The organism is Paenibacillus lautus NBRC 15380 (assembly GCF_004000945.1).
Classification (GTDB): domain Bacteria; phylum Bacillota; class Bacilli; order Paenibacillales; family Paenibacillaceae; genus Paenibacillus_AQ; species Paenibacillus_AQ lautus.
Window position 1 is genome coordinate 120,227 of the sequence record NZ_BIMF01000010.1, and the last position, 22,417, is coordinate 142,643.

At 52.1% G+C, this 22,417-nt stretch carries 22 protein-coding genes and 1 riboswitch; of the genes, 7 read left to right on the plus strand and 15 right to left on the minus strand.

Features of this window, described 5'->3' with window-relative positions:
• Positions 1–43 precede the first annotated feature (43 nt).
• The 5 genes from PLA01S_RS18325 to PLA01S_RS18345 form a co-directional block, all read right to left on the minus strand.
• Complete coding sequence (locus PLA01S_RS18325) at positions 44–403, minus strand: DMT family transporter (protein ID WP_127593457.1); 360 nt, start codon at positions 401–403, stop codon at positions 44–46.
• Between the two features lie 4 nt (positions 404–407).
• Entirely contained in the window at positions 408–977 is a 570-nt protein-coding gene (locus tag PLA01S_RS18330; protein ID WP_127593458.1) for a TetR/AcrR family transcriptional regulator, read from the minus strand.
• A 308-nt stretch (positions 978–1,285) separates the two neighbouring features.
• Positions 1,286–2,092, minus strand: a complete 807-nt coding sequence (locus PLA01S_RS18335; protein ID WP_127593459.1) for an energy-coupling factor transporter transmembrane component T family protein — start codon at positions 2,090–2,092, stop codon at positions 1,286–1,288.
• The gene (locus PLA01S_RS18340; RefSeq protein WP_127593460.1) at positions 2,089–3,765 is read right to left on the minus strand and encodes an ABC transporter ATP-binding protein; all 1,677 of its coding nucleotides are present in this window, start codon (positions 3,763–3,765) and stop codon (positions 2,089–2,091) included. The genes PLA01S_RS18335 and PLA01S_RS18340 overlap by 4 nt, the downstream gene beginning before the upstream one ends.
• Positions 3,758–4,387, minus strand: coding sequence for an ECF transporter S component (locus PLA01S_RS18345; RefSeq protein ID WP_100539197.1), 630 nt, complete (start codon positions 4,385–4,387; stop codon positions 3,758–3,760). Before PLA01S_RS18345 ends, PLA01S_RS18340 begins: the two co-directional genes overlap by 8 nt.
• 91 nt (positions 4,388–4,478) lie before the next feature.
• Positions 4,479–4,591, minus strand: a riboswitch (TPP riboswitch).
• A 163-nt stretch (positions 4,592–4,754) separates the two neighbouring features.
• Between PLA01S_RS18345 and asd the strand changes: the two genes are divergently transcribed.
• Entirely contained in the window at positions 4,755–5,558 is an 804-nt protein-coding gene (gene asd / locus PLA01S_RS18350; protein WP_127593461.1) for an archaetidylserine decarboxylase, read from the plus strand.
• 65 nt (positions 5,559–5,623) lie between these two features.
• On the opposite strand, the gene PLA01S_RS18355 is transcribed toward asd, so the two are convergent.
• From PLA01S_RS18355 to pdxR, 3 genes are all read right to left on the minus strand, one after another.
• Positions 5,624–6,478, minus strand: coding sequence for an SDR family oxidoreductase (locus PLA01S_RS18355; protein ID WP_127593462.1), 855 nt, complete (start codon positions 6,476–6,478; stop codon positions 5,624–5,626).
• A 575-nt stretch (positions 6,479–7,053) separates the two neighbouring features.
• A complete protein-coding gene (locus tag PLA01S_RS18360; RefSeq protein ID WP_127593527.1) occupies positions 7,054–7,839 on the minus strand; it encodes a helix-turn-helix domain-containing protein in 786 nt (261 codons plus the stop codon).
• Between the two features lie 59 nt (positions 7,840–7,898).
• A complete protein-coding gene (pdxR, locus tag PLA01S_RS18365; RefSeq protein WP_127593463.1) occupies positions 7,899–9,362 on the minus strand; it encodes a MocR-like pyridoxine biosynthesis transcription factor PdxR in 1,464 nt (487 codons plus the stop codon).
• A 121-nt stretch (positions 9,363–9,483) separates the two neighbouring features.
• Between pdxR and PLA01S_RS18370 the strand changes: the two genes are divergently transcribed.
• Together PLA01S_RS18370 and PLA01S_RS18375 are read left to right on the plus strand one after the other, a co-directional pair.
• Entirely contained in the window at positions 9,484–10,098 is a 615-nt protein-coding gene (locus tag PLA01S_RS18370; RefSeq protein ID WP_127593464.1) for a pyridoxamine 5'-phosphate oxidase family protein, read from the plus strand.
• Positions 10,099–10,223: 125 nt separating this feature from the next.
• A complete protein-coding gene (locus tag PLA01S_RS18375) occupies positions 10,224–11,522 on the plus strand; it encodes an aminotransferase class I/II-fold pyridoxal phosphate-dependent enzyme (protein WP_127593465.1) in 1,299 nt (432 codons plus the stop codon).
• 115 nt (positions 11,523–11,637) lie between these two features.
• Here PLA01S_RS18375 and PLA01S_RS18380 read toward each other — a convergent pair whose 3' ends face one another.
• Positions 11,638–12,294, minus strand: a complete 657-nt coding sequence (locus tag PLA01S_RS18380; RefSeq protein ID WP_164817464.1) for a hypothetical protein — start codon at positions 12,292–12,294, stop codon at positions 11,638–11,640.
• A gap of 256 nt (positions 12,295–12,550) precedes the next feature.
• On the opposite strand from PLA01S_RS18380, the gene PLA01S_RS18385 reads away from it, so the two are divergent.
• Positions 12,551–12,673, plus strand: a complete 123-nt coding sequence (locus tag PLA01S_RS18385; protein WP_009592125.1) for a hypothetical protein — start codon at positions 12,551–12,553, stop codon at positions 12,671–12,673.
• 130 nt (positions 12,674–12,803) lie between these two features.
• Here PLA01S_RS18385 and PLA01S_RS18390 read toward each other — a convergent pair whose 3' ends face one another.
• The 4 genes from PLA01S_RS18390 to PLA01S_RS18405 form a co-directional block, all read right to left on the minus strand.
• Positions 12,804–14,024, minus strand: coding sequence for an ABC transporter permease (locus tag PLA01S_RS18390; protein WP_127593467.1), 1,221 nt, complete (start codon positions 14,022–14,024; stop codon positions 12,804–12,806).
• Complete coding sequence (locus PLA01S_RS18395) at positions 14,021–14,773, minus strand: ABC transporter ATP-binding protein (protein ID WP_100539205.1); 753 nt, start codon at positions 14,771–14,773, stop codon at positions 14,021–14,023. Before PLA01S_RS18395 ends, PLA01S_RS18390 begins: the two co-directional genes overlap by 4 nt.
• Positions 14,774–14,889: 116 nt before the next feature.
• Complete coding sequence (locus PLA01S_RS18400; RefSeq protein WP_127593468.1) at positions 14,890–16,236, minus strand: DEAD/DEAH box helicase; 1,347 nt, start codon at positions 16,234–16,236, stop codon at positions 14,890–14,892.
• Positions 16,237–16,494: 258 nt separating this feature from the next.
• Entirely contained in the window at positions 16,495–17,379 is an 885-nt protein-coding gene (locus tag PLA01S_RS18405; protein WP_127593528.1) for a LysR family transcriptional regulator, read from the minus strand.
• A gap of 209 nt (positions 17,380–17,588) precedes the next feature.
• On the opposite strand from PLA01S_RS18405, the gene PLA01S_RS18410 reads away from it, so the two are divergent.
• The gene (locus PLA01S_RS18410) at positions 17,589–18,869 is read left to right on the plus strand and encodes an adenylosuccinate synthase (RefSeq protein ID WP_127593469.1); all 1,281 of its coding nucleotides are present in this window, start codon (positions 17,589–17,591) and stop codon (positions 18,867–18,869) included.
• On the opposite strand, the gene PLA01S_RS18415 is transcribed toward PLA01S_RS18410, so the two are convergent.
• Complete coding sequence (locus tag PLA01S_RS18415; RefSeq protein WP_127593470.1) at positions 18,856–19,608, minus strand: alpha/beta fold hydrolase; 753 nt, start codon at positions 19,606–19,608, stop codon at positions 18,856–18,858. The genes PLA01S_RS18410 and PLA01S_RS18415 overlap by 14 nt on opposite strands.
• 148 nt (positions 19,609–19,756) lie before the next feature.
• Between PLA01S_RS18415 and PLA01S_RS18420 the strand changes: the two genes are divergently transcribed.
• Together PLA01S_RS18420 and PLA01S_RS18425 are read left to right on the plus strand one after the other, a co-directional pair.
• The gene (locus tag PLA01S_RS18420) at positions 19,757–20,698 is read left to right on the plus strand and encodes a helix-turn-helix transcriptional regulator (protein WP_127593471.1); all 942 of its coding nucleotides are present in this window, start codon (positions 19,757–19,759) and stop codon (positions 20,696–20,698) included.
• 45 nt (positions 20,699–20,743) lie between these two features.
• On the plus strand, positions 20,744–21,577 hold the full coding sequence (locus tag PLA01S_RS18425) for a nucleotidyltransferase domain-containing protein (protein ID WP_127593472.1): 834 nt from the start codon (positions 20,744–20,746) through the stop codon (positions 21,575–21,577).
• Between the two features lie 11 nt (positions 21,578–21,588).
• Here PLA01S_RS18425 and PLA01S_RS18430 read toward each other — a convergent pair whose 3' ends face one another.
• Positions 21,589–22,362, minus strand: coding sequence for an SDR family NAD(P)-dependent oxidoreductase (locus PLA01S_RS18430; RefSeq protein ID WP_127593473.1), 774 nt, complete (start codon positions 22,360–22,362; stop codon positions 21,589–21,591).
• Between the last annotated feature and the right edge of the window lie 55 nt (positions 22,363–22,417).

The following is a 22,417-nucleotide window of genomic DNA, read 5'->3' on the forward strand; positions in this document are numbered from 1 at the left end:
ACGAGTACGGCCCTTCCGCAGATTCCGGTTCATTTGATCGTACTTAGTGACCGGACTGGTGCGTCTTCGGTTGTTCCTGCGCATGCGCGCTGCCGGATAAGTTCAGCAGAACGACACCCGCGATGATCAGCAGGATCGAGAATACTTTCAGGCCATTAATCTGCTCCGCAAAGAACATATAACCGATTACGGTAATGATCATGATGCCAAGTCCCGACCAGATCGCGTAAGCCACGGATATTTCAATCTGCTTCAAGCTTAGCGTCAGGAAGCTCAAGCTGCAAATATAGAACACCACCAGCAGCACGCTGGGCAGCGGTTTGCTGAACCCCTCCGACAGCTTCATGTTCAGCGTCCCCGCCACTTCAAACAGAATTGCCAAACTTAAATATAACCAATGCATAATCTCAAGACTCCTTCCGTTTCTCAGCGGCAATGCCGAACAATAAAATATCCATGACGGACTGCAGCAGCTCCCCCAGCGGCAGTTGATGCTTCACCGTCGCCCTCGAATCGTAAATCTGATGGAGCGACCCGAGGTACAGGTCGATGAACAGCGGCATGTGAATCCGCTTGATGCTTCCCTCGGCCATGCCCTGTTCCATCAGCTCGGTAACAATGTCCCATTCCTCTCGGAAAAAGGTGTCCAGCTTCTCCCATTGCGGATAATGCGACCGCTTCAAATCCGGCAGCATCCCCAGATCCATCTTCTCCATCTCCTGGGGCAGACAGATTAGAATCTGATGAATCTTCTCCAGAACAGTAAGCCCCTCATCTGCCGCAATTTCACGTTCGCGCTGCTGAATGTGCCGGATCATTCCGTCGATGATATGTTCGACAATCTCTTCCTTGGATGAAAAGTGTTCATAGATCGTCCGTTTGCTAATCGCAAGGCCGCGGGCCAGATCACTGACCGTAAACGTAAAGCCCTGCCGCTGAATCAAGCGGATCGTTTCATTCAATATTCGCTCGCGCAAGTAAATAAACTCCCCTTCTGGTACTATAAATACTTTTTAGGTACCACTAGTATTATAACGCCTCGATCAGCATGAAATCCAGACATGATTTTTTATATTAAACGGGGCAGAAAATACCTTAACGTACTAGGAACGCCGGATACATATGAAAAAAAACGTTCATAGACCGCACTTTCTCAGAAGGCAGACTGCTTATAACATATATTTTTCTTGCGATATAAGGATGGTTAGCATTTGAAGTTTAAATCTCATAACAAAAAAGCCGCTTACGTAACGTAAGCAGACTCTTTTCGATTTCACCAAACCGTTTAATCAAACCGCACGTCGCCAATGCCGAACCAAGGAAAATATCCGGCTGCCATATAAGCACAGCAGGCGGCGGCGGCGAGTAATCCGATGACCAGAAGATCGTAGCGGGAATAACGTGACGGGTAATAATACGTTCGAGCCTTCGCCCGGTCCCCGTCAAATTGCTTCGCCTCCATCGCCGCGGCCACCCGGTGTGCCCGGCGGATGCTCTGCGCCAGCAGCGGCACCACATACAGTCCTGCGCGGTTCACCATGCCGCGAACGCCGCGAATCGGGCGGACTCCTCGTACCTTCAAGGCTTGGCGGCGGATTACATATTCCTCCCAGACCATGGGCAGCAGCCGGATCGAAGCCATGAAGCTGTAAGCATACTTGGGCGCAAGCCTCAGCTTCTGCATCAGGCTGTAGAATAAATCCACCGAGGACGTTGTCGTAACAAGCAGCAGCCCCTCCGAGGCAAAGGCAATTCCCTTAAACCCCAGATGCAGCCCCCGATAAAAGCTTTCTTCCGATACCCGGAACAATCCCCACTCCCACCAGATCGTCTCCCCTTTGCCGAACAGCATCATGGAAGAGGAAGACGAAATAAAGGCAAGCAGAAACGGTATGAAAAACAGCAGCATCTTCCACGGCTTCACCCCGCTGAGCACCACGAGACAGACCATAAAGATAAACGCCTGATACATGACAAAATCAAGATCATGGGTTAACACCGTCATAAAAAACAGCGCACAGATCAGTCCCAGCTTCACCACCGGATTCGCGCGGTGCAGCCAAGTGATCCGCACGGGATTCCATATATTCATGCGTTCACCCCCGTGAGGCGATGATCGGCCCCGGTTAGGTTTTCGCGAGTCTCATCAGCGCCATTCGCTCCGCCCGTCTCCCGTCCGGATTCCGTCCCGGTACACCATCGGGGGGAAGGCATGCTTGACGTCAACTGCCCCTCCCGGATTTCCCATATATGCGTGGCGACCCGCTGCGCGATCTCCATTTCATGCGTCACCATGAGAATGGCGGTTCCCGCGCGGCGCAGCTGCTCGCACATCTCCAGAATCGCAAACGTATTCCGCGCATCCTGTCCGAAGGTCGGCTCATCCAGGAGCAGCACAGACGGCTGTCTTGCCATGGCCGTAGCCACGCTTAAGCGACGCTTTTGACCTGTCGACAGCTGGTACGGATGCCTAGCCTCCATGCCCTTCAGTCTGAAGCGTTCCAGACAGAGGTCGGCCTGCGACTTGGCTTCCTCCGGCGGCACATGATCCACCAGCAGCGAATAAACCACCTCATCGCCGATACGCTCCGTCAGGAATTGAAGCTCCGGATTCTGAAACACGAATCCGATTTGGCGCAGCTGCTGTTCTCTCTTCTTCCGCACCTTCCTGCGCCTGCCCTGAATGACCTCTTCCCCGCAGAGCATATAGGTCCCCTCGGCTCGCAGCAGCCCCATTAAACTGAGCAGCAGCGAGCTTTTGCCGGCACCGTTAGGGCCGATCACCGCAATGAAATCCCCGGGATACACCTCAGCCGCAGGAAGGGTGATGACAGGTTTATCCCATCTCATCCCCCTAAAATCCGCCACTTGAATGACAGGCTCCCTACGTTGAGCGTACGGCGGAGCAGCCTCATGCAGGAGATTACCTAGCTCATCGCCAAAAGCGTCGACCAGAGCAAACAACTCTCTGCCCGCCCGGGTCTGCGCATAATCTTCCCATACGCCGGGATACCAGATTCCATAGGCTTGGAGTCCCCGCTCGTATTCAGCGAATATCGCTGCTGGGGGACCTTCGCCCAGAATCACGCCATCGGGGCTGAACAACACGACACGATCTACGTATTTGGCCATTTCTTCTATCCGGTGCTCCACGATGATCAGCGTCCGCCCTTCCGATACGGCCTTCACCGCGGACCAGATTTGCTCCCTTCCTTCCGGGTCGAGCAAGGCAGAAGGCTCGTCAAGGAACAGAACCTCCGGCTCCAGCAGCAGAGCCGATGCCAGTGCCAGTCGTTGCTTCATGCCTTGGGACAGATGCCCGATCGGCATATGAAGTTCCTCGAGATCAAGCCCCACCTCGCGGAGGGCCGCTTGCATCCGCTCCTTCATCTCGTCGCGAGGGACACTTAGATTCTCCAGCACGAAAGCCAGCTCTTCATCCACATACGGCATGCAGAACTGGGTATCCGGATCTTGAAATACATAACCCCAAGAGCGCGGAACCAGCTGGGCCTCGCATTTCATCGGCACCTCCGTTGCGCGGGGAATCATCCCGCTAAGCACCTGCAGCAGCGTGGATTTGCCGCAGCCGCTCGGACCGAGCAGCAGCACCTTCTCCCCGCGGACAGCCGAGAAGGAGAGGTCTTTGAACATCAGCCGCTCCTCGCCCGGATACTTCAGACGCAATCCCTCCACATACACGGCCGGTTCCGAAAGCATCTCAGCGGACTGCGCCGGAACCAGGCTAACCGTGGCATTAGACATGGCGCGGATCATCCAGTGCTTCGTAATCCTTCTTCGACGCAGGACGCAGCAGGGATGTCACTCCCGTACGGTCAAGCGCTTTGGCCAGCAGGAGCATCAGGAGGCCTGCAATGACGGCGCCGCTGAGTACCCGCATGCCGTATTTGGCAAGGAACATCCACGTCTGCAGGTCATCGGTATAGCTGTAATAGAAGTCCATGATCATCGAGCCGATGGCCGCGCCGGCTCCGGCAATCGCCAGCGTCCACGCGGAGGTGCTCCGGTAACGGAACGCCGCGAATACCAATTCTGCCCCCAGTCCTTGAATGAGGCCATACAGCAGCAGGGTCAATCCCCATCCGCTGCCAAACAGCACTTCCACGTGGGCTGCCGCCACTTCCGCGATGATGGCCACTCCCGGCTTGCGGATCAGCAAGTAAGCCAGCGTGGCTGCAGCGAACCACATGCCGTATAACAACTCATCCGCTTCAAAGAACAGCGGTTTTAACAGATTGTAAACCGAACCCCAGAAGTGATAAATGACGCCAAGCACCAGCGATACCAGCACCGTCACCAAAATATCGCTTAACCGCAGCCCTTTTCGGGGCTGAACCCCCAACTTCTCTTGCACAGACGTTCCCATAACAACACATTCCCCTCTCCACCTCTATTTTTGTGTAAACACAACAAAAAACCGTCTGGAAAAACGCGCAGACGGAAAAATAGGCCCTATGTAGGCAGGGTCGGATATTCTCTACGCTGGCATTACCCAGTTCAGATTAACGGTCAACAGCGGATAACAGCTGCAATCTCAGCCTGATTCACTCAAGCCCCCGTATTCCTATTCGGTTTCATGTTAACTTTAAAATACACATTCGCTCCGGAATAAGCAAGAACCTTTTTTCAAAAATGGCTATTTATTGATTTCCATCTCATTCTATGTCAATATCAGAGTGATTGGCTTTTCCACCAACGTTTATTGCTGACACCTATGCACAAAGGAGAATGACATGGCTAAACAATTGCTGCGTCTGATGACTGAGCTATCCTCCCGCAAGTGGCTGTCCCGAATCATGGGGCATTGTTCCCACAGCCGGCTGAGCCGTCATCTAATACCTGCATTTATACGAATTTATCAGATTCCGGCGCATGAAGCGGAGAAAGAAATCCACGAATACCGCTCACTGAACGAGTTCTTTTCCCGCCGGTTAAAAATAGGCCTGCGCGCCATAGATGATACCGCCGACGCTATGGTAAGCCCGGTCGATGCCACGATTTCGGCAATGGGCGCCGTCAACGCCGGCACCATTCTGAGCGTCAAGGGACAGAATTATACCCTGAGCGAGCTGCTCGCCAAATCGCCAAGAATGGAAAACTACATCAACGGTTATGCATTCGTATTGTATTTAAGCCCGACCGATTATCATCGCATTCATTCCCCGGTAACCGGTGTTCAGGCGGAGAGCGAGCATCTGAAGGGCCGCGTTTACCCTGTGAACGATTTTGCGATGACCCATATCCGGAACGTGCTCAGCCGCAATGAGCGCCTCATTACCTATATTGCGCATGAGTTCGGTGAAGTTGCCGTCGTGAAGGTCGGAGCCATGAACGTAAGCAGCATCCGTTATGCTGACGAGAACGTGAAGAAATACGGGATTGGCGATGAACTCGCGTACTTTGAATTCGGCTCTACCGTCGTGCTTTTGACGGAGAACGGCACGTTTACACCGCGCGGTGACCTGGAACCCGGCTCCAAGGTGAAGATGGGGGAACTCCTCGGTTTGCTTCACCCGTCCCCAGCCAGAAAAGGGTAATTCCATTCACCTTACCAAGCATCGCATGACAAGTTAAAGCCATGAATCATTCGCGGCATGAATGATTAACGCCGGCCCAGCATCCGATAAATGATCCGCTGAAACAGCCGATCCGGCAGCACGCCCTTGATCCATGCGGTTAGCCGCGTGCCTCGGGGCAGCAAATAGCGGAACCTGGGCTTAGCCATGGATGCAATTTTTGCCACAAGCCTGGCTACCTCCTGCGGATCCCCGCTTCCCCTGGCTGTCCGCTCGGAATAGTCCAGCACGCCCTTCAGCAGATCGCTGTAGGGTGATCCTTCCTTTACCGCAAGCTCCCCAAAGCTTTTGTTCCAGATCGGCGTGCCATAGGCACCGGGCTGGATCAGCACGACATCGATGCCAAAGGGCATCAACTCCATGGACAGGCTTTCGCCAAACCCTTCCAATGCAAATTTGGAGGACGCATAAGGTCCATAACCCGGAAAGCCGACCACGCCGCTAATGCTGCTCATGAGAATGATTTTGGAATGTCCGGTCCGGCGGAGCAGCGGCAGCATATGCTGCGTTACCGATACGGTCCCGAAAAAATTCGTTTCCATCTGTTTTCGCCAGCCGCTGAGCTGCACTTCCTCCACCATGCCGCCTACCGCCTCGCCAGCATTGTTCACCAGCACGTCCAAGCGTCCATACCTCTGCTCTATCTCCAAAGCAGCGGCCTTGACTTGTTCCTCAATGCATATATCCAGCTGGAATACGTGAATGCGCCCGGCAACATCTGCTTGTTCGGCTTGCGCCAGCAGTTCTGCAGCCGCCTCAGGCCTGCGCAGACCCGCAGCCACGTCATAACCTGCTTTTGCCAGCTCCAGACTGATGAGCAGTCCAAACCCGCTCGATGCGCCCGTGATCAGCGCAACCTTTCCTGCTCCCGCTGCTACCACCGGATCACCGCTTGCTCTGCCAATGCCACTCTCTCCTTCACTCCCGTCACCCTTCCGTTATCCGAAATGCCTGCCTGGTCCATGTTTCTAAGAACCCTGCGTTCAGGGTATCCCTAATATAACAAAATTTTGCAACATAATCAGATTCCCTATCCATATATGCATCCATTAAATAGCCCCACAAAGTGGAGCCTATGCTTCGATGCTTATTCCAAATACTTTGCGGGGACCCCCAAAACATATCGAAAAAAAGGGAGCCATTTAGCTCCCTTTTGCGTTCATCCAGAGAAAAGCGTATATGATAACGGGATTCAACGTTTCCCGTATGTAGGCCAAGTCTCATTAAAACCACACATCCTGATGATCCTGAGTCGTTGTCTTCATGCGGCGCAAGCGATTTCTGAAAATAGCGCAGCCACCACGACTGAAGAAACGTCCACGCACCCGTCTTCTTGGGCTCATTCCTCTCTCCCCCCTTCATAAAATGAAACTGTATGTCGTTTTTACCCTAAATCGCTTGCTATGAAACCCATTTGCCCTTCGGCCACTCAGGTAAGTTATGGAAGGGCGGGGGATCACCGAATTTCGGATGGGCTCTTGCCCGTATACTGCTTAAATTGCCGGCTGAAAAAGAAAATATCGCGGTAACCCAGCGCGTCGGCTACCTCCGTTACATTCATCCCTTGATGCAGCAGCAGATGCTGCGCCCGCTCGATCCGCATCTGAATGATATAGGATTGCACTGGCGTGCCGATCAGTTCCTTGAATTTGATCGAGAAGTAACGGGGGGACAACCCCGCTCTGGCCGCCAAATCCTCGACCCGATGGGGAACCCCCGGGTGCTGGCGGACATAATTCGCGATTTCATGGATAGCCTCTGACAGCTGATTGCTTGCTTTTTTAACCACCGGCTCAGCGTGATCCGAACGCAGCAGATGAATCATCAGCTGTTTCAGAATAAGCTGCCCCTCCTCCAATGATCCATAGGGCTTGTCCAGATACAAACGCACGTAACGCGCGAGCAAATATTCGAAATCCATCGTTTCCGTCAGCTTCCGATAAGATGCCGGAATCTCTTGGACCGGGTCGGTCACGTCAAAATGGATATATGTCAATACGAGCGGTTTCTGCGGGTTGTGCGTCGCGCTCGTATGATCTCCGGGTCGGAATAGAAAGCAGCTTCCTTTTCCCACGGCAAAGGGCTCATCATTGAGCTCGACCGTGCCTTCACCGCTCCATACATAGAACAAATCATAATTCTGCATGGGTCTTTCGCGTTTTTGCCATTTCCAGCCCGGCTCACATACGATTTTGGCAAGCGCAGGCATGATTATAAAAGAAGACGGCGATGCATTCAGCATCACGTCATAACCCCCTCATCTCATTCAAAAATTGACCTCTTTTCCATCATACCCGTTTTTTATGTTTTTTGCATGTCCAGCCACGCCTGCGCAATCCGGGCAACCCCTTCTTCGATGCTGGCTATGTCCAGATGCGAGAAGCCGAAGCATGCCGCAGGTAACCCGGGGGTACGATGATATACCGATGCATCTCGAAACATGACGCCGCGTTTGCGGGCAGCTTCTTGGACCAGGACATACTCTTCCTCAGAGCGCAGCCAGTTCGCATAAACGTGCAGGCCGGCATCGCCGGGATGAAGACGAAACAGTTCGGAGGCATGGGTATCCATCGCCTGGCGAAGCGCCTCATACCGCGCACCATACAGCCGGGTCATTCTTCTAAGATGCCGACCGTAACCCCCTCGCACAATAAAGCGTGCCAGCGCACGCTGCTCCAATACGGCTGGTGAAATCGGCTCGTAAAGCGCCTTGGCCTGCACAACCGCCTCAACCAAGCTTGGGGGAAGCACGGCATACCCGATGCGGAGCCCGGTAAACATCGTTTTGGAGAACGAGCCGACGAAGATGACACGTCCCTCGTTATCCAGCATCCGCAAGGGCTCAATCGGCTTGCCGCCCCAGCGGAACTCACTGTCGTAATCATCCTCGATAATAAAAGCCTGACGGCTTCGCGCCCAATTCAGCAGCGCTCTTCTTCGCTCCAGCGGCAGTACCGCTCCCGTCGGGTATTGACGGCTGGGGCTTACGACAAGCAGGTCGGCGTCCCAGTCACGTGGTATTAATCCGGCATCGTCGACCGGGGATGGCAGCGGAATCCCGCCGCTCAGGCTGATGCCCCGATAGATGCCTTGATAGCCCGGATCCTCCATGACCACCTGATCGCCAGGATCAACCAGCAGCTGAAACATCAGGACAAGCCCTTGCATGGATCCGCTGAAAATCACGATATGCTCGGGGTCGGCCTGGATTCCCCGCGTAAAACGCAGATGTCCGGCTATCGCCTGCCGCAGTTCGAGATCCCCCTCCGGCGGCGCTCCGTTCTGCAGCTCGATGCCCCCGCTTCCGCCGGCGTAGGATAACGCGCTCCTCCACTCCGAATAAGGAAAATCCTCCATGGGCATCCGTGCATTCGCGAATGAGATTGTACCTCGGGGAGGTTCTCTCAGCATCATCTGTGCCGAGGTATAATCCCCGCTTTGGCTCACCAGTCGTTGCCCCCATGCCGAGAGCACCGGCGCTCCCTCGACCGGCGGCGGCTGGTCCACCATAGCGATCCCCTCCGCTACGTAAGTTCCGCTGCCCTGCCTGGAAACAACATAACCTTCGGCCATCAGCATGTCATAGCTCTGCGCGGCCGAGCCTCTGGACACGCCATACAGCTTTGCCAGCTCGCGTGTGGCGGGAAGGCGGGTTCCTTCCGGCAGCTTGCCGCTATGAATGGCAGCACGAAGTGCGTGGTATAAAGCCAAATATTTATATCGATATTGTTCCACATACGTCTCGAACGGCAATCCCAGCTCCATAATGACGACTCCTCTATCATTTTTTGAAATTGGACTATATAAATTACTCTAAATTGGCGCTTTTTCCTTGTCAATGATCATCGTATGCTGTTATTCAAAATGATAGGGGGAGCGTTTAATCATGAGAAGAGACGAATTTGCGATGGAGGATCAACAAGAAATCGAGGATTTCCTCAGCGGCATGAGCTTTGGTTTCCTTGGGACAGCCGATGAAGAGGGAATCCCGCGTGTAACGCCATTGAACTTTGCCTATGTTAACGGAGCGTTCTATTTTCACGGCAGCCGGATGGGTGAAAAAATGGATCATCTGCGCCGGACGCCAGCCGTGTGCTTTACCATAGCTGACGAGTACGCACTGATCCCTTCCTATTTCTCCGATCCGGAGATGGCCTGCCCGGCCACGGCCTACTTCAAAAGTGTAACGGCGATCGGCGAGGTGGTGATCGTGGATGATCTGGAGGAAAAGGCGCTTGCGATGGAGGCACTGATGACAAAGCTGCAGCCTGAAGGCGGATACCGCACCATTGACGCGAGTGACCGGGCTTATATCCCCAGACTGAAAGGGGTAGCGGTCATCAAGCTCGCTCCGCAGCGAATGAGCGCCAAGTTCAAGTTCGGCCAGAACCTGAAGCCGGATCGGCTCCAGGCCGTCGTCGAAGGGCTTGAATGCCGCGGCAAAGAGCGGGATGAAGAAACCGCCGGGCTGATATGCAAATATCATCCTGGACCGCGTTAAAGCATTGCAATTATCCGTGACGGTTCCCGGGGTAGGTGGTATAATGTTAGGCAATGAAAACGTAAAGGCAACTTGTCACCTGCTCTTACCTTAACCAAAAGTATTCGGAAGGAAGGAATCAGTTCATGAACCCATTGGTTGGTCAATTGAATGGAAAAATGCAAGCCGGCAATCCGCATGTGTACGACATGCTCTCCACACTCGGCAAAGAAATCTACTTCCCGAAAGAAGGCATCCTGAGCCAGTCTGCGGAAGCGACGAGCCATGCGAAAAAATATAACGCTACGATCGGTATTGCAACCGAAGGCGGAGTCCCGATGCATCTGGGCGTCATCCAAGACAAACTTTCGGCTTACCAGCCGAAGGATCTGTACCCGTATGCCCCTCCGGCAGGCAAGCCGGAGCTGCGCTCCGTATGGCGAAACAAGATGATTCAGGAGAACCCTTCACTCGAAGGCAAGAGTTTCAGCAATCCCATCGTCACGAATGCGCTGACGCATGGTCTTAGCATCGTAGCCGATTTATTCGTGGATGAAGGAGACGCCGTTATTTATCCCGATAAAAATTGGGAGAATTACGAGCTGACATTCGGCATTCGCCGCCATGGCATTCATGTAACCTATCCTCTCTTTACGGACGATATGAAATTTAACGCCGGAGGACTTCGTCAGGCTCTGCTAAGCCAGAAGGATAAAGGCAAAGCGGTCGTGCTGTTGAACTTCCCGAACAACCCGACAGGCTATACCCCTGGCGCTCAGGAAGGGGCCGCCATCGTGTCCGCAATCCAGGAGGCCGCCGAAGCCGGCATTAATATTGTCGTCGTGACGGATGATGCGTATTTCGGATTGTTCTTTGAAGATTCGCTGAAGGAATCGCTATTCGGACGTCTGGCAGGCCTTCACCCTCGCGTGCTTCCTGTAAAGGTTGACGGTGCGACCAAGGAAGAATTCGTATGGGGATTCCGTGTCGGCTTTATCACGTTTGCGGCAGAAAATAAAGACGTGCTGGACGCACTGGAGCAGAAAACGCTCGGCATTATCCGTGCCACGATATCCAGCGCCTCCCACCCTTCGCAGACCTTTGTTCTGGAGGCGCTGAAGGCGCCGGAATTCCACGAGCAGAAGGAAGAGAAATTCGTCATTATGAAAGGCCGAGCCAACAAAGTAAAGTCCATTCTCGACAGCGGCAAATACGGTGATGTATGGGAATATTATCCGTTCAACTCCGGTTACTTCATGTGCCTGAAGCTGAACACGGTTAACGCCGAGGAGCTCCGTTCCCATCTCATCCATGAGTATGGCGTAGGAACCATCGCCCTTGGCGAGCATGATCTCCGGATCGCCTTCTCTTGTATTGACGAGGAGTATTTGGAGGATCTGTTCGACCTGGTCTATAAAGGGATTCAAGACCTGCAGAAAGCTTGATGATCCGCTGCATCTGAAGAAGATATTAGCTCCAAATAACGTGAAAGCAAACTCTTCAGCCCTCTCACTTCCCTGTAGGAAGTCGGGAGGGCATTATTTAGGTTCAGGGACACTCTTACAATACACTGTTCGTTCCACCAAATATCCGACCTAAAACATTAAAATATATCATGATAAAAGACAATATAAGGGCTATTGGTAGAACGACTACAAATTGTATTTTATTTTTAGGAATAATAAGCAATAAAACCAAGATCATGATTAGATATATTCCCATAAGAAATGGGATTAAATAGTAATGAGTGTGAATGGGTAAGTAAGCGTGACGTAATTCAAACCCTTCCGACAGCAAGACTGTGATTGGAAGAGCCGAAACAATATAAGATAACAATCCATTTCCACGCGCATACCACATAATATAAGCACACACGGGAGATACCACTGCGCACATTCCCCAAAACACAATTTCTCTCATTGGGAAGAAATGTAGAAAAAGCACTGTGTAAGCATAATTAGCAGTAAGCATCGATCCAAAAAAGGCGAATATTTTTACAGCTGCTAATTTGGGCGAATAGCTAAAAACCGATAAAAGTGTTGCAACAAAAACCCATATACCAAGACGTCCACAGATATTGTCAAAAATGGGGTTGATACCTGGAGTATCCACAAGTTTTGCTGCTAAACCCAAAATAGCTCCGATCATCATTGTATTTACTATTGAAAAGACTTTTTGTTTTGTAGTTGATTTGTTCCGTACTCTGATCTGACTCAACCTATTATGTATTTCCATTTCAGCCTCCAATTTCCCTGATTATTTTACATCCTAACACAAGTTAAAGGCTTCCATTCGGGGATTTCACCCTAGAGATAACGCCCATGCTGAGGGGCTTGCTAATAAAGACCGGGAAGATAAATCCCCGGTCTTTATTTTTTCTTCTGCCCTATATAAACGCTCGCCCATACACATAGACGATTAGCTACATACAATACCGTGTACTACAAATCAACGAACCGAAAGGGGAATGAACATGGGTGCAGTTGAAGAAGTAAGACACGGCGGATACGGCGGATACGGCGGTGGATACGGAGTTGGAGCAATCCTGGTTCTCTTTATCCTGCTCGTTATCATCACTCGTTCTTTCTGGGTGTAATGACAACTAGATAACAGCCGAACAGAAATCGCAGGTCGCCACACCACGCACTGCGATTTCTGCAAACGGAATAACCCATACTATAATGATAATAGAAGGCCGGGACGTTAACGTCCCGGCCTCTTCCCATTTATTCGTCGTCATCGTCTTCACGCCGGCTCTTCCGGGCAGCAGCGCTTCGAAACAGAAATACAAGCACGATACCTGCGGCCATCGTACCAAGTGTCCGACCGGGAGCGCTAAGGATGCCTGGAATGAGAGGAAGCCACAGCAGTACAGCCCAGAACAGCTGCACCTGGAAGATCAGCTTCCCTTCATTGTCGCGGCGCGTTCCTTCCGGAAGCGGATAGACATGCAGCCAGAACGATTCCGGGTGAAGCTTTCGCAGTGCAGACAACTGAAGTCCGATGATCATCAGGCTGACCAGATACACAATCGCCGATACCAGACTATCCCGGGTTGCCCATACAAGAAAAGCACCCAGCAGTCCGACCCGAATCAGTATGCCCAGAATATCACTGCGTGTCAGGCTCTTAATGAGAAGAAAGCGATAGGCGCTTTCCTTCTTCCACGCCAATCCCTTTCCCCATCCGGAGAGCCATTTTCGCGCATGAACACGCTGCCCGCGCTGAGGCACATTCACGAACCAGCTCAGCACCATCATCACCCGGCTCGCCTGTCTCTCCTCGACGGCGATTAATCGTTCCCAAGCGACCAGGTGCTTGACGGGTACGGACAAGGCGGCAACATACGTGATGCCAAGCAGCGCCATGAATAGGAGGGCGCGGCCCGTTGGATGCCATAACCAGGCGGCTAAGCTCAGCGCCGGAACGATCCAGCGGAGTACCCGGTAGGCTGCTGCCGCGTTCCTTGACACCATAAGCTGCTCCTTCCAGCTGCCGAAGCTGGACAACAGTTTAAACAGCGTCAGCACAACAAACGTAGCCAGCAGCGGTTTTGGCGAAACATCGCTGCGTATGTATAGAGGCCATAGGATTAACATCACCAGTCCTAAGCCGATGATTTTATATATGACGCCGCTGAACCATGCTGTACTGAAGTATTCTTTCATCCGGGATTCCTGCGGAATGAGAAACACCGTATCGGCCGGACGCAGATATGTGCGGATGCTGCTGTTGATCATGAGGGGCACAAGGAAAATCATCATGATCCAGCGAATCGGCAGATCTGGCGGAATTTGCTGCAGTAGTGCGGTGTACCAGGCAGCGAATGCAATCAGCAGAAACAGAAATACGACGGCTACCCCGCTCTGTATGACATAACCCAGATAGGGGAAAATTTCACCCCAGAACTGCCCGCGTCGTTTGACATACAGCTCACGCAGATTCATTCGCCTTTACCGTCCTGAATCAGCACATTAAACAGCTCCTCCAGCGACATGCCTGGTCTTCCGGCTTGATCCTGAATTTCCTTCAGCGTCCCCTGAGCAATGATGCTGCCGCGGTGCAGCACGATGAACCGGTCGCAATAATTCTCAATCGTGGAGAGAATGTGGGAGCTTAGCAATACCGAAGCGCCGGATGCCTTCAGCTCCAGCATGAAGTCAAGCAGCGAACGTATCCCAAGCGGATCAAGCCCAAGGAAGGGCTCGTCAATGATGTACAGGGACGGTCTGGCTACGAACGCGCACATGATCATCACTTTTTGGCGCATCCCCTTGGACAAATGCGTGGACAGGCTGTCCATCTTCTCTTCCATACGGAACATCTTCGACAGCTGCTCCGAACGCGCCTCATAATCTTCACGGGATACGCCATAGGAGCGCGCCGTAAATTCCAGATGCTCGCGTACTGTCATCTCCTCATACAGCAGCGGGGATTCGGGAACAAACGCCAAGGCGCCGTGATAGGCTTCCGAATGCTCTGTCCGGCTCTTTCCTTGAACCTGAATGCTACCTTTTTGCGGATTCATCAGCCCGAGAATATGCTTCATCGTGGTACTCTTGCCCGCACCGTTCAGGCCGATCAAACCCACCATCTCACCCGGTTCAACCTGAAAGGTTACGTCATGCAGAACCGGTCGGTTCATGCTATACCCGCCGCTTAATCCTTGAACAGACAATACCGGCTGTTCACTCATTATCGATCACCTCTTATTCTGAAAAGTCCGGTCCCTATGATGTCGACCACATCCGTTGAATCGGACCCGAAAACAACATATCGGTTGCAAACCCTCGTTTATGGAGCTTACAGCCATTAGCTCCGAGGAGGCTTGTTCTTCAACCATTTCGGAGCGCCCTTGTTCTTGCGGTCCCGCTCCCTTTCACTCTGACGCTCACCTGATGCCTTTCCGCTTCCCGCCTTTCCATTGGCGCTGGTGGAAGCAGGCTTTCGGGCTGGTTTCTCTTTTCGGGCAGGACCTCCGGCTGACCCACGTGGGCCATGTCCTCGATTCTCTGGTGTAGAACGCGGGGATCTAACCTTCCCGCCATAAAGAGCACGTTCTTCAATCGATATGCCCAGCTCGCGATTGAACTTGCGCATGATGAATGTCTGACGGTCCGTTACAAGCGTTATCGCCATACCGCTCCGTCCCATGCGTCCAGTACGTCCTGCGCGGTGCGTATAATGCTCGGCATCAATAGGCGGATCGTAATTGATCACCATGCCGAGTCCTTCGATATCAAGTCCGCGGGCAGCGACATCGCTAGCCACTAAGAGCTTGGTACGCCCTTCTCTAAACGCATTCAGAACCCGGCTTCTAGTCATCTTGTCAGCATCACCATAGATGGCAGCCGCATTTAAGCCAAGGTAGTTTAACTTCGCTTCAACCTCTGCCAAATCCTCGGTGGTATTGACGAAGACAATCGCACGGTCGGGATTGTAATGCCGGACCACGCGGCGCAGCATGTCCAATTTGTCACGCTCTTCCGTCACAAAATAATAATGCTCCAGCGCGGACGGCGTCCGCTGCTCCGGATCGATTCCGATTTCGACCGGCTGATCCATCTCCTTCTTGACGAGCTCCGCCGTCTCCGGACTCACCGTGGCGGATAAGAACACCAATTGACGGTCACGTAATGCACTGCGCAGAATGCGATCCACATCGCCGGCGCCGCCCAAATTAAACACCTGATCCACCTCGTCCACTACGATCGTGGTCACTTGGTGCATCTTCAGTTTCCGGATTTCGATCAGTTCCCGCACTCGTCCCGGTGTCCCTACAATCAGCTGCGGATGCAGCTTAAGCTTCTCGATCTGACGCTTGGCAGCGGCACCGCCGATGAGTCCGAGCACACCGATCCCGCGGGCTTCTCCGTAACGCTCGCTCTCTCTCACAATCTGTACGGCAAGCTCTTGCGTCGGCGCAAGAATCAATTTCTGGGCTCCCTTGATCTCCGGATCGATGCCCTGAAGCACAGGCAGCAAATAGGCAAGTGTCTTTCCTGTGCCTGTCTGGGAAGTCGCAAGCACGTCCTTGCCTTCGAGTATGGGCGGAATCGCCTCAGCCTGAACGGGAGAAGGCGTGACAATGCCAAACTCCGTTAATCTGGAGGACAAATCCTCGGCTATTCCTAATGTATGAAATGTAGTTGCAGTCATATGTTAGTCCATCCTTTTTTTAGATATCAGAAGTCTATAATTCCAAAGCGCGTCTGCCTGATATCGCTAGAAAAACCTTCCGATACATGTGGTTTATTTACTTTCATAGTGGTGGTAGCAGGCGTGTTTCCTAACCAGTCTTGTTCGTTCTTTTTCATTATATGCCAAAACAGGAGTCCTCACCAAATCAAACATCCTAAACGGCAGTGAACAGCACTTCATACATGGCCATTCGAATAGGCACGATCACCCACCTGTTTAAGGCAAAAGAGAAAGAAACGACTTGGCGGCAGAAGATAGCGGAATACCCCGAAGCGTTGCAATTCCTATGCTGCGCTCGGGAATCGGCGGATGGAGCGGCACCTCGATCAGCTGACCTGCTTGCAATTCCTCGTTAGCATAGTCGCGGATGACAAAAGCCAATCCAAAGCCGCTCCGGGCAAACTGAACCAGCAGCTCAATGCTGCCAAGCTCGAACTCGGGTTTGAGCGTGACTCCCTGCAGCTCGGCATATTGATCGACATACATTCTTGTGCTCCCGCCCCTCTCCAGCATAAGCAGCGGGTAGTTCCCTATATCGCGAAGGGACAACGGGTGATGTAACTGGGTCCGCTCCGCAAAGGACTTACCGGCAACTAAACAATCATGGATCGGGGAACTCGCGCGAAAATCGATTTGTTTATCGGAGGCCGGTAAATGAACGATGCCAAAATCAATCTTCCCTTCCTTGAGAAGGGACAATGTTTCCGGTGTTGTGCGGTTGGTGATGCGGATCCGAATATCCGGATAGGTGGCATGGAAATACTCCAAATGCGGCAGCAAATAATACTTGCACAGCGTATCGCTTGCTCCGATATTGATTTCGCCGCTATACAAATTATGCATGTCCGCAATGGCCTTCTCGCCGATCTCGATAAAGCTGAAGGCCTGCTCGATATAGCGAAACAGCACATCACCCTCCGACGTGAGTTTAACCCCCTTGGTTGTCCGAAAGAACAGCGGGCCTCCGATCGTTCCCTCCAAATGCTTAATGGTATGACTAACCGCCGGCTGGGTGATATGCAGATGTTCCGCTGCCCTCGATAAACTGCCGAGCCGTGCAGTCCAATAAAAGACACGATACCACTCCATATTGATTTCCATCATGATGACCTCGATTTTATCAAATGATAACGGGAACCTTTATTGAAAGATCAACTTAGAATTCATCCGTTATCCGTATTCTTCTCTACAGAATCGTATAACATAAATGAAACTAATGTCTACTATTACTAATATCAATTTTATTTATGATAATTTCACTCATATAATGAGCCCTGTAAAAGAAAAAGACCGTAGGAGGCGAACACGTTTTGACAGTCACAGCCATAGTAGGAGCCAATTGGGGAGATGAAGGCAAAGGAAAAATGACGGATGTTCTTGCGGCGCAATCGTCGTATGTCGTTCGATTTCAGGGAGGGAGCAATGCAGGGCACACCATTATTAACGATTTTGGGAAGTTTTCGCTGCATATGCTGCCGTCGGGTGTATTCTATCCAAGCGTAACGAATATCATCGGTCCAGGAACGGCTTTGGATATGGAGGTATTGATCAAGGAGCTGCAGGAGCTGGAAGCAAGGAACGTACCCGCCCCCAAACTGTTTATATCGGAGCGCGCCCAAGTCGTGCTTCCTATTCATCGGCTGCTGGATGAACTGGAAGAAGAACGGCTCGGTGCCCGGGGATTCGGTTCTACGAAACGAGGGATCGCGCCATTCTATGCTGATAAATATGCAAAACTGGGCATTCAGGTAGCTGATCTGTTCCATCCCCAGCGACTTCGTGAACGGCTCGAGCAGATGCTTGCCATCAAGAACGTGCAGCTGCAGCATCTGTACGGGAGAGATCCGCTAAGCGTTGATGAGATGACCAAGCAACTGCTGGAGTCCTTCCAGTTCCTGACTTCATATATCAAGGATACCACCACAATGCTGCAGCAAGCTTATATGAAAGGCGACCCTATTCTCGTGGAGGGCCAATTAGGAGCACTGCGGGACCCGGATCACGGGATCTACCCGTTCTCCACCTCCTCCTCCACGCTGGCAGGTTATGCACCGGTCGGAGCTGGACTGCCGCCGTACGCCATCAGCCAAGTCATTGCTGTGGTTAAGGCTTATTCAAGCTGTGTCGGCGCCGGTCCCTTCGTAACCGAGCTGCATGGGGATGAAGCCGATGAGCTCCGCCGCCGTGGCGGCGATGTAGGCGAATACGGGGCAACGACCGGCCGGCCAAGACGAATGGGATGGTTTGATACGGTAGCCACCCGTTACGGCTGCATGGTGCAGGGAGCTACCGAAGCCGTTCTCACCAACCTTGACGTCCTGGGGTACCTGGATGACATTCCCGTATGCGTTGGCTACGAATTAGAGGACGGAAGCATCATTGACCATTTTCCGGTAACGGCCGATCTGCAGTCTGCCAAGCCTGTTCTAAGAACACTGAAGGGCTGGAAAGGCGACCTGTCGCATATTCGATCCTTTGACGAGCTTCCGGAAGCCGCGCAGCAATATGTGCAGTTCATTGAATCGTCCATCGGCGTTCCTATCAAGACGATATCCGTCGGCCCGAGACGGGATCAGATTATGATGAGATAACCGGGGAACGGCCTTCGTTCACTTGATTTGCGAAGCCACCCAGAATCCGCTGGACTCCACGGGGATCGCTCAGCATTGGCAAATGGCCGGTGCTGAGGCTTTCAACCCCATCTGCAGACAGATTGGCTATCATGCTTTCCTGTATGGATAATCCGAACTCTTTGTCTTGGGTGAGCTTCACATAAAGCTTTGGCACATCGGGAATAGACGCTTGAACGCGATCCGTATAGACTCTGCGGGATTCCGGAACAAACTCCGCTACGATTCGGGAGGCCTGCTCCTCCGGCAGATCACTGCACAGCCCATTACGGATTACGGATTCGGGCGGCTTCGTGCCAGCCGCTTTTAGGATGATCGGCATGATGAGCCTCTGAGGAAACGGAAGCACCGAAACAAATGAACCTCCGCGCTTGGGAATTGCCGCACCGATGGCAACAAAGCCGGCAACACGGCCTGTGAACCGGGAGGCCAGCTCCATAGCTAATACCCCGCCCAGGGAATGCGCCACAATGACAAACTTGTTCGTTCCCCACGTTCTCACCTGTTCCGTCATATGGTTTACGTAATCCTCCAGCCCCAAATGATGTCTGGAAATCACATTCCGATCCCGCAACGGGTATTCCACTTTCAAACACGGATGACCCAGCCCTTCCACCACGAAATCCCATACTCCTCCGTTCAATCCTGCTCCGTGTATAAAAACAAATCCCAGCTCTTCTTTAGTCATGTCTTGCCTCATTCTATATTCTCCTCCCTTAATGGACCGTGCTCCAAGGATTCAGCGTGAACCCTTGCTTCTTGAGAACATCATATCTTTTAAATAAGACAAATGTTGTCTTATTTAAAGAATAAGATAAAATAAATGATACAGAGACGGAGGTTTGCCCATGCAGAAATCCCAGCGCCTGATTCAATTAATGATGATGATCAATGCAAAAAAATCGTTTACCGTAAAAGAGCTGGCCGATGAATTCGGACTCTCCGTCAGGACCCTGTCAAGAGATTTGGATGAGCTGAGCGGGCTCGGCGTTCCCATCTACTCTGTGCAAGGCCGAGGGGGTGGATACAGATTGCTGCAGGAGCGGATGCTGCCGCCGATCAGTTTCACGGAAAGCGAGGCAATCGCCATCTTTTTTGCCTGCCAATCCCTAAGCTATTTCAGCACGCTCCCATTCGGTGACGGAGCTGCCACGGCACTCCACAAGTTCTATCATTATTTGCCGGCAGATACCAAAGAGCAGATCGACCGTCTTAAGGATCGCGTTATGATTCACAGTCCCTTCCGTGCGATGTCCACCGAGATTTTACAAACGCTAATGGAAGCCGTTATGGTTCAGCAAGCGGTCACCATCTCCTATCGTTCATCCGCCGGAAGCAGCCAGCGGCATATTCAGCCTATCGGTTTGTATGCAAGCTCGGGCTACTGGTATTGTCCTGCCTACTGCTTCACTCAAGAGGATATCAGACAGTTCAGAGTCGACCGGATCCTTGCGGCCAGTCCCAATGCGTCCATAGCAATCCGTGAAGATATCGCTAACCAAACGCTGCGTGACATACCGGAAACCGGGGATGGGGACATGAAGCCGTTTGAGGTACAATTAACTTCCAGAGGGGTTTGGCTGCTTGAAACAGATACTCGCCTCGGCCCCCATATCCATAAGAACAAGGATGGCAGTGGAAATATACAGCTTGAAATACCAGCGGCCAACATCTTCTTTTATTCGGATTATGTGTGGCGTCTCGGAGAGGAAGCAACCATCCTCTCGCCAGCTGAAGCGGTTCAATGGACCCGCGCGAAAATTGAATCCATGAGGCTAAGGTATACATAAAGGAAGATCGATTCCGTATGAAACATATAAAGGAGGAGAACATGCATGACTTCACAAGTAGATCGTTTGATCCAACGGATAACGGAAGAACTTCGGGAAGTGCCCGGCGTTATAGGGGTCGTACTCGGGGGATCCAGAGCCAAAGGAACCGCCAAACCGGATTCCGATATCGATATCGGCATTTACTACGATGAATCACAAGGATTCAATGTGGAGAACATCGCTAGGGTGGCTCAGAAATTAGATGACGATCATCGGGATGGGATTATCACTTCATTAGGTGAATGGGGTGCCTGGGTTAACGGGGGAGGATGGTTAGTGATCGAGGGTTATCATGTGGATTTCTTATTCCGTGATATAAACCGCGTGTCCAGCATCATCGACGACTGTTCCGCAGGCTTGGTGTCAGCCCATTACCAAACCGGACATCCGCATGCTTATCTGAATGTGATGTATATGGGGGAACTTGCGATTTGTCGTATACTCTCAGATTCGGATAACCGAATACTAACCCTGAAAGCCAAAACGGCTCCTTATCCAAAAGCACTAAAGGATGCGATGGTCGGCTTCTTTACCTTTGAAGCATCCTTCTCCTTGATGCTAGCGGATAAAACAGCTGCCAGCGATGATATCACTTATGTTACCGGTCACTGCTTCCGCTGCATTTCGTGCTTGAATCAAGTGCTGTTTGCCAAAAATGAGTTGTACTGCATCAATGAGAAGCGTGCGGTGGCCATGATCGAAACCTTTCCCATCAAGCCGGCCAATTACAAGCAACGCTTGGACCAGGTAATCACACTGCTCTCATCGGATACAGAAAAAACAAAACAAGCCACTGCGCTGCTTCAGGAGCTTGTTGCCGAAACGGAAGCGTTGTAGTGCCGCAGCCGTTATTTCTTATTCATCCATCTGTAAGACACGCGGTCAGCAAACCTCGGAAACAGCTGGTACAGCCTTATCCCCAATGAGGCCAGCCTCGGAAGATTGAGCTCTTCCTTGCGCTTTTTCACCAGCTTCACGACCTGATCCGCAACATATTCGGCCTTCATCATGAACCAGCTCACATTGTTGACATAACCGCCTGTCGGATCTGCCAAGGAAAAGAACGGGGTATCAATGGGGCCAGGGTTTACAGTAGACACCGTTATGCCCGTGTTCCGCAGCTCCTGCCGGAGTGAATTGCTGAATCCAAGCACGGCATGCTTGGTGGCCGAATAGGCGGTGGATTTGGCCGTTCCGATTTTTCCGGCCATGGACGCAATGTTCACGATTTGGCCGTCCCCCCGCTTCAGCATCCCCGGCAGCACGGCTTGTGTACAGCGCACGATGCCCATATAATTGACGTCCATCATGTCCTGAAACTCTTCTTGGCGCATGTCCATGACAGCTTCGAACTTGCCGTAGCCGGCATTGTTAATCAGCACGTCGATTCTGCCATGGCGGCGAAGAAGGCCCTCCATGACAGACTGCACCTGTTCAGGGCTCTGAACATCCATGGTTGCAAGCTCATGGGGGCCCGGTATTCGCGCACCCACCTCCTGCAGACGTTCTACCGAACGGGCGCACAGAACCACGTATGCTCCTTCCGCAGAAAGCTTCTCCGCGATCAAGGCGCCGATTCCGCTGGATGCTCCCGTAACGACGATAACTTTATTTTTCAGCATGATTTCATATCCCTTTCTTCGCCGGCACAGCTCTTAGCTCCAAAGCATTTACAGA

Coding starts and splice junctions, on each gene's coding strand:
- PLA01S_RS18325 (WP_127593457.1), bottom strand. CDS start 403: ATGCATTGGTTATATTTAAGTTTGGCAATTCTGTTTGAAGTGGCGGGG.
- PLA01S_RS18425 (WP_127593472.1), top strand. CDS start 20,744: ATGACTTCACAAGTAGATCGTTTGATCCAACGGATAACGGAAGAACTT.
- PLA01S_RS18430 (WP_127593473.1), bottom strand. CDS start 22,362: ATGCTGAAAAATAAAGTTATCGTCGTTACGGGAGCATCCAGCGGAATC.
- PLA01S_RS18420 (WP_127593471.1), top strand. CDS start 19,757: ATGCAGAAATCCCAGCGCCTGATTCAATTAATGATGATGATCAATGCA.
- PLA01S_RS18340 (WP_127593460.1), bottom strand. CDS start 3,765: ATGTCTAATGCCACGGTTAGCCTGGTTCCGGCGCAGTCCGCTGAGATG.
- asd (WP_127593461.1), top strand. CDS start 4,755: ATGGCTAAACAATTGCTGCGTCTGATGACTGAGCTATCCTCCCGCAAG.
- PLA01S_RS18405 (WP_127593528.1), bottom strand. CDS start 17,379: ATGGAAATCAATATGGAGTGGTATCGTGTCTTTTATTGGACTGCACGG.
- PLA01S_RS18390 (WP_127593467.1), bottom strand. CDS start 14,024: ATGAATCTGCGTGAGCTGTATGTCAAACGACGCGGGCAGTTCTGGGGT.
- pdxR (WP_127593463.1), bottom strand. CDS start 9,362: ATGGAGCTGGGATTGCCGTTCGAGACGTATGTGGAACAATATCGATAT.
- PLA01S_RS18345 (WP_100539197.1), bottom strand. CDS start 4,387: ATGGGAACGTCTGTGCAAGAGAAGTTGGGGGTTCAGCCCCGAAAAGGG.
- PLA01S_RS18415 (WP_127593470.1), bottom strand. CDS start 19,608: ATGAGGCAAGACATGACTAAAGAAGAGCTGGGATTTGTTTTTATACAC.
- PLA01S_RS18395 (WP_100539205.1), bottom strand. CDS start 14,773: ATGAGTGAACAGCCGGTATTGTCTGTTCAAGGATTAAGCGGCGGGTAT.
- PLA01S_RS18375 (WP_127593465.1), top strand. CDS start 10,224: ATGAACCCATTGGTTGGTCAATTGAATGGAAAAATGCAAGCCGGCAAT.
- PLA01S_RS18335 (WP_127593459.1), bottom strand. CDS start 2,092: ATGAATATATGGAATCCCGTGCGGATCACTTGGCTGCACCGCGCGAAT.
- PLA01S_RS18400 (WP_127593468.1), bottom strand. CDS start 16,236: ATGACTGCAACTACATTTCATACATTAGGAATAGCCGAGGATTTGTCC.
- PLA01S_RS18385 (WP_009592125.1), top strand. CDS start 12,551: ATGGGTGCAGTTGAAGAAGTAAGACACGGCGGATACGGCGGATACGGC.
- PLA01S_RS18360 (WP_127593527.1), bottom strand. CDS start 7,839: ATGCTGAATGCATCGCCGTCTTCTTTTATAATCATGCCTGCGCTTGCC.
- PLA01S_RS18370 (WP_127593464.1), top strand. CDS start 9,484: ATGAGAAGAGACGAATTTGCGATGGAGGATCAACAAGAAATCGAGGAT.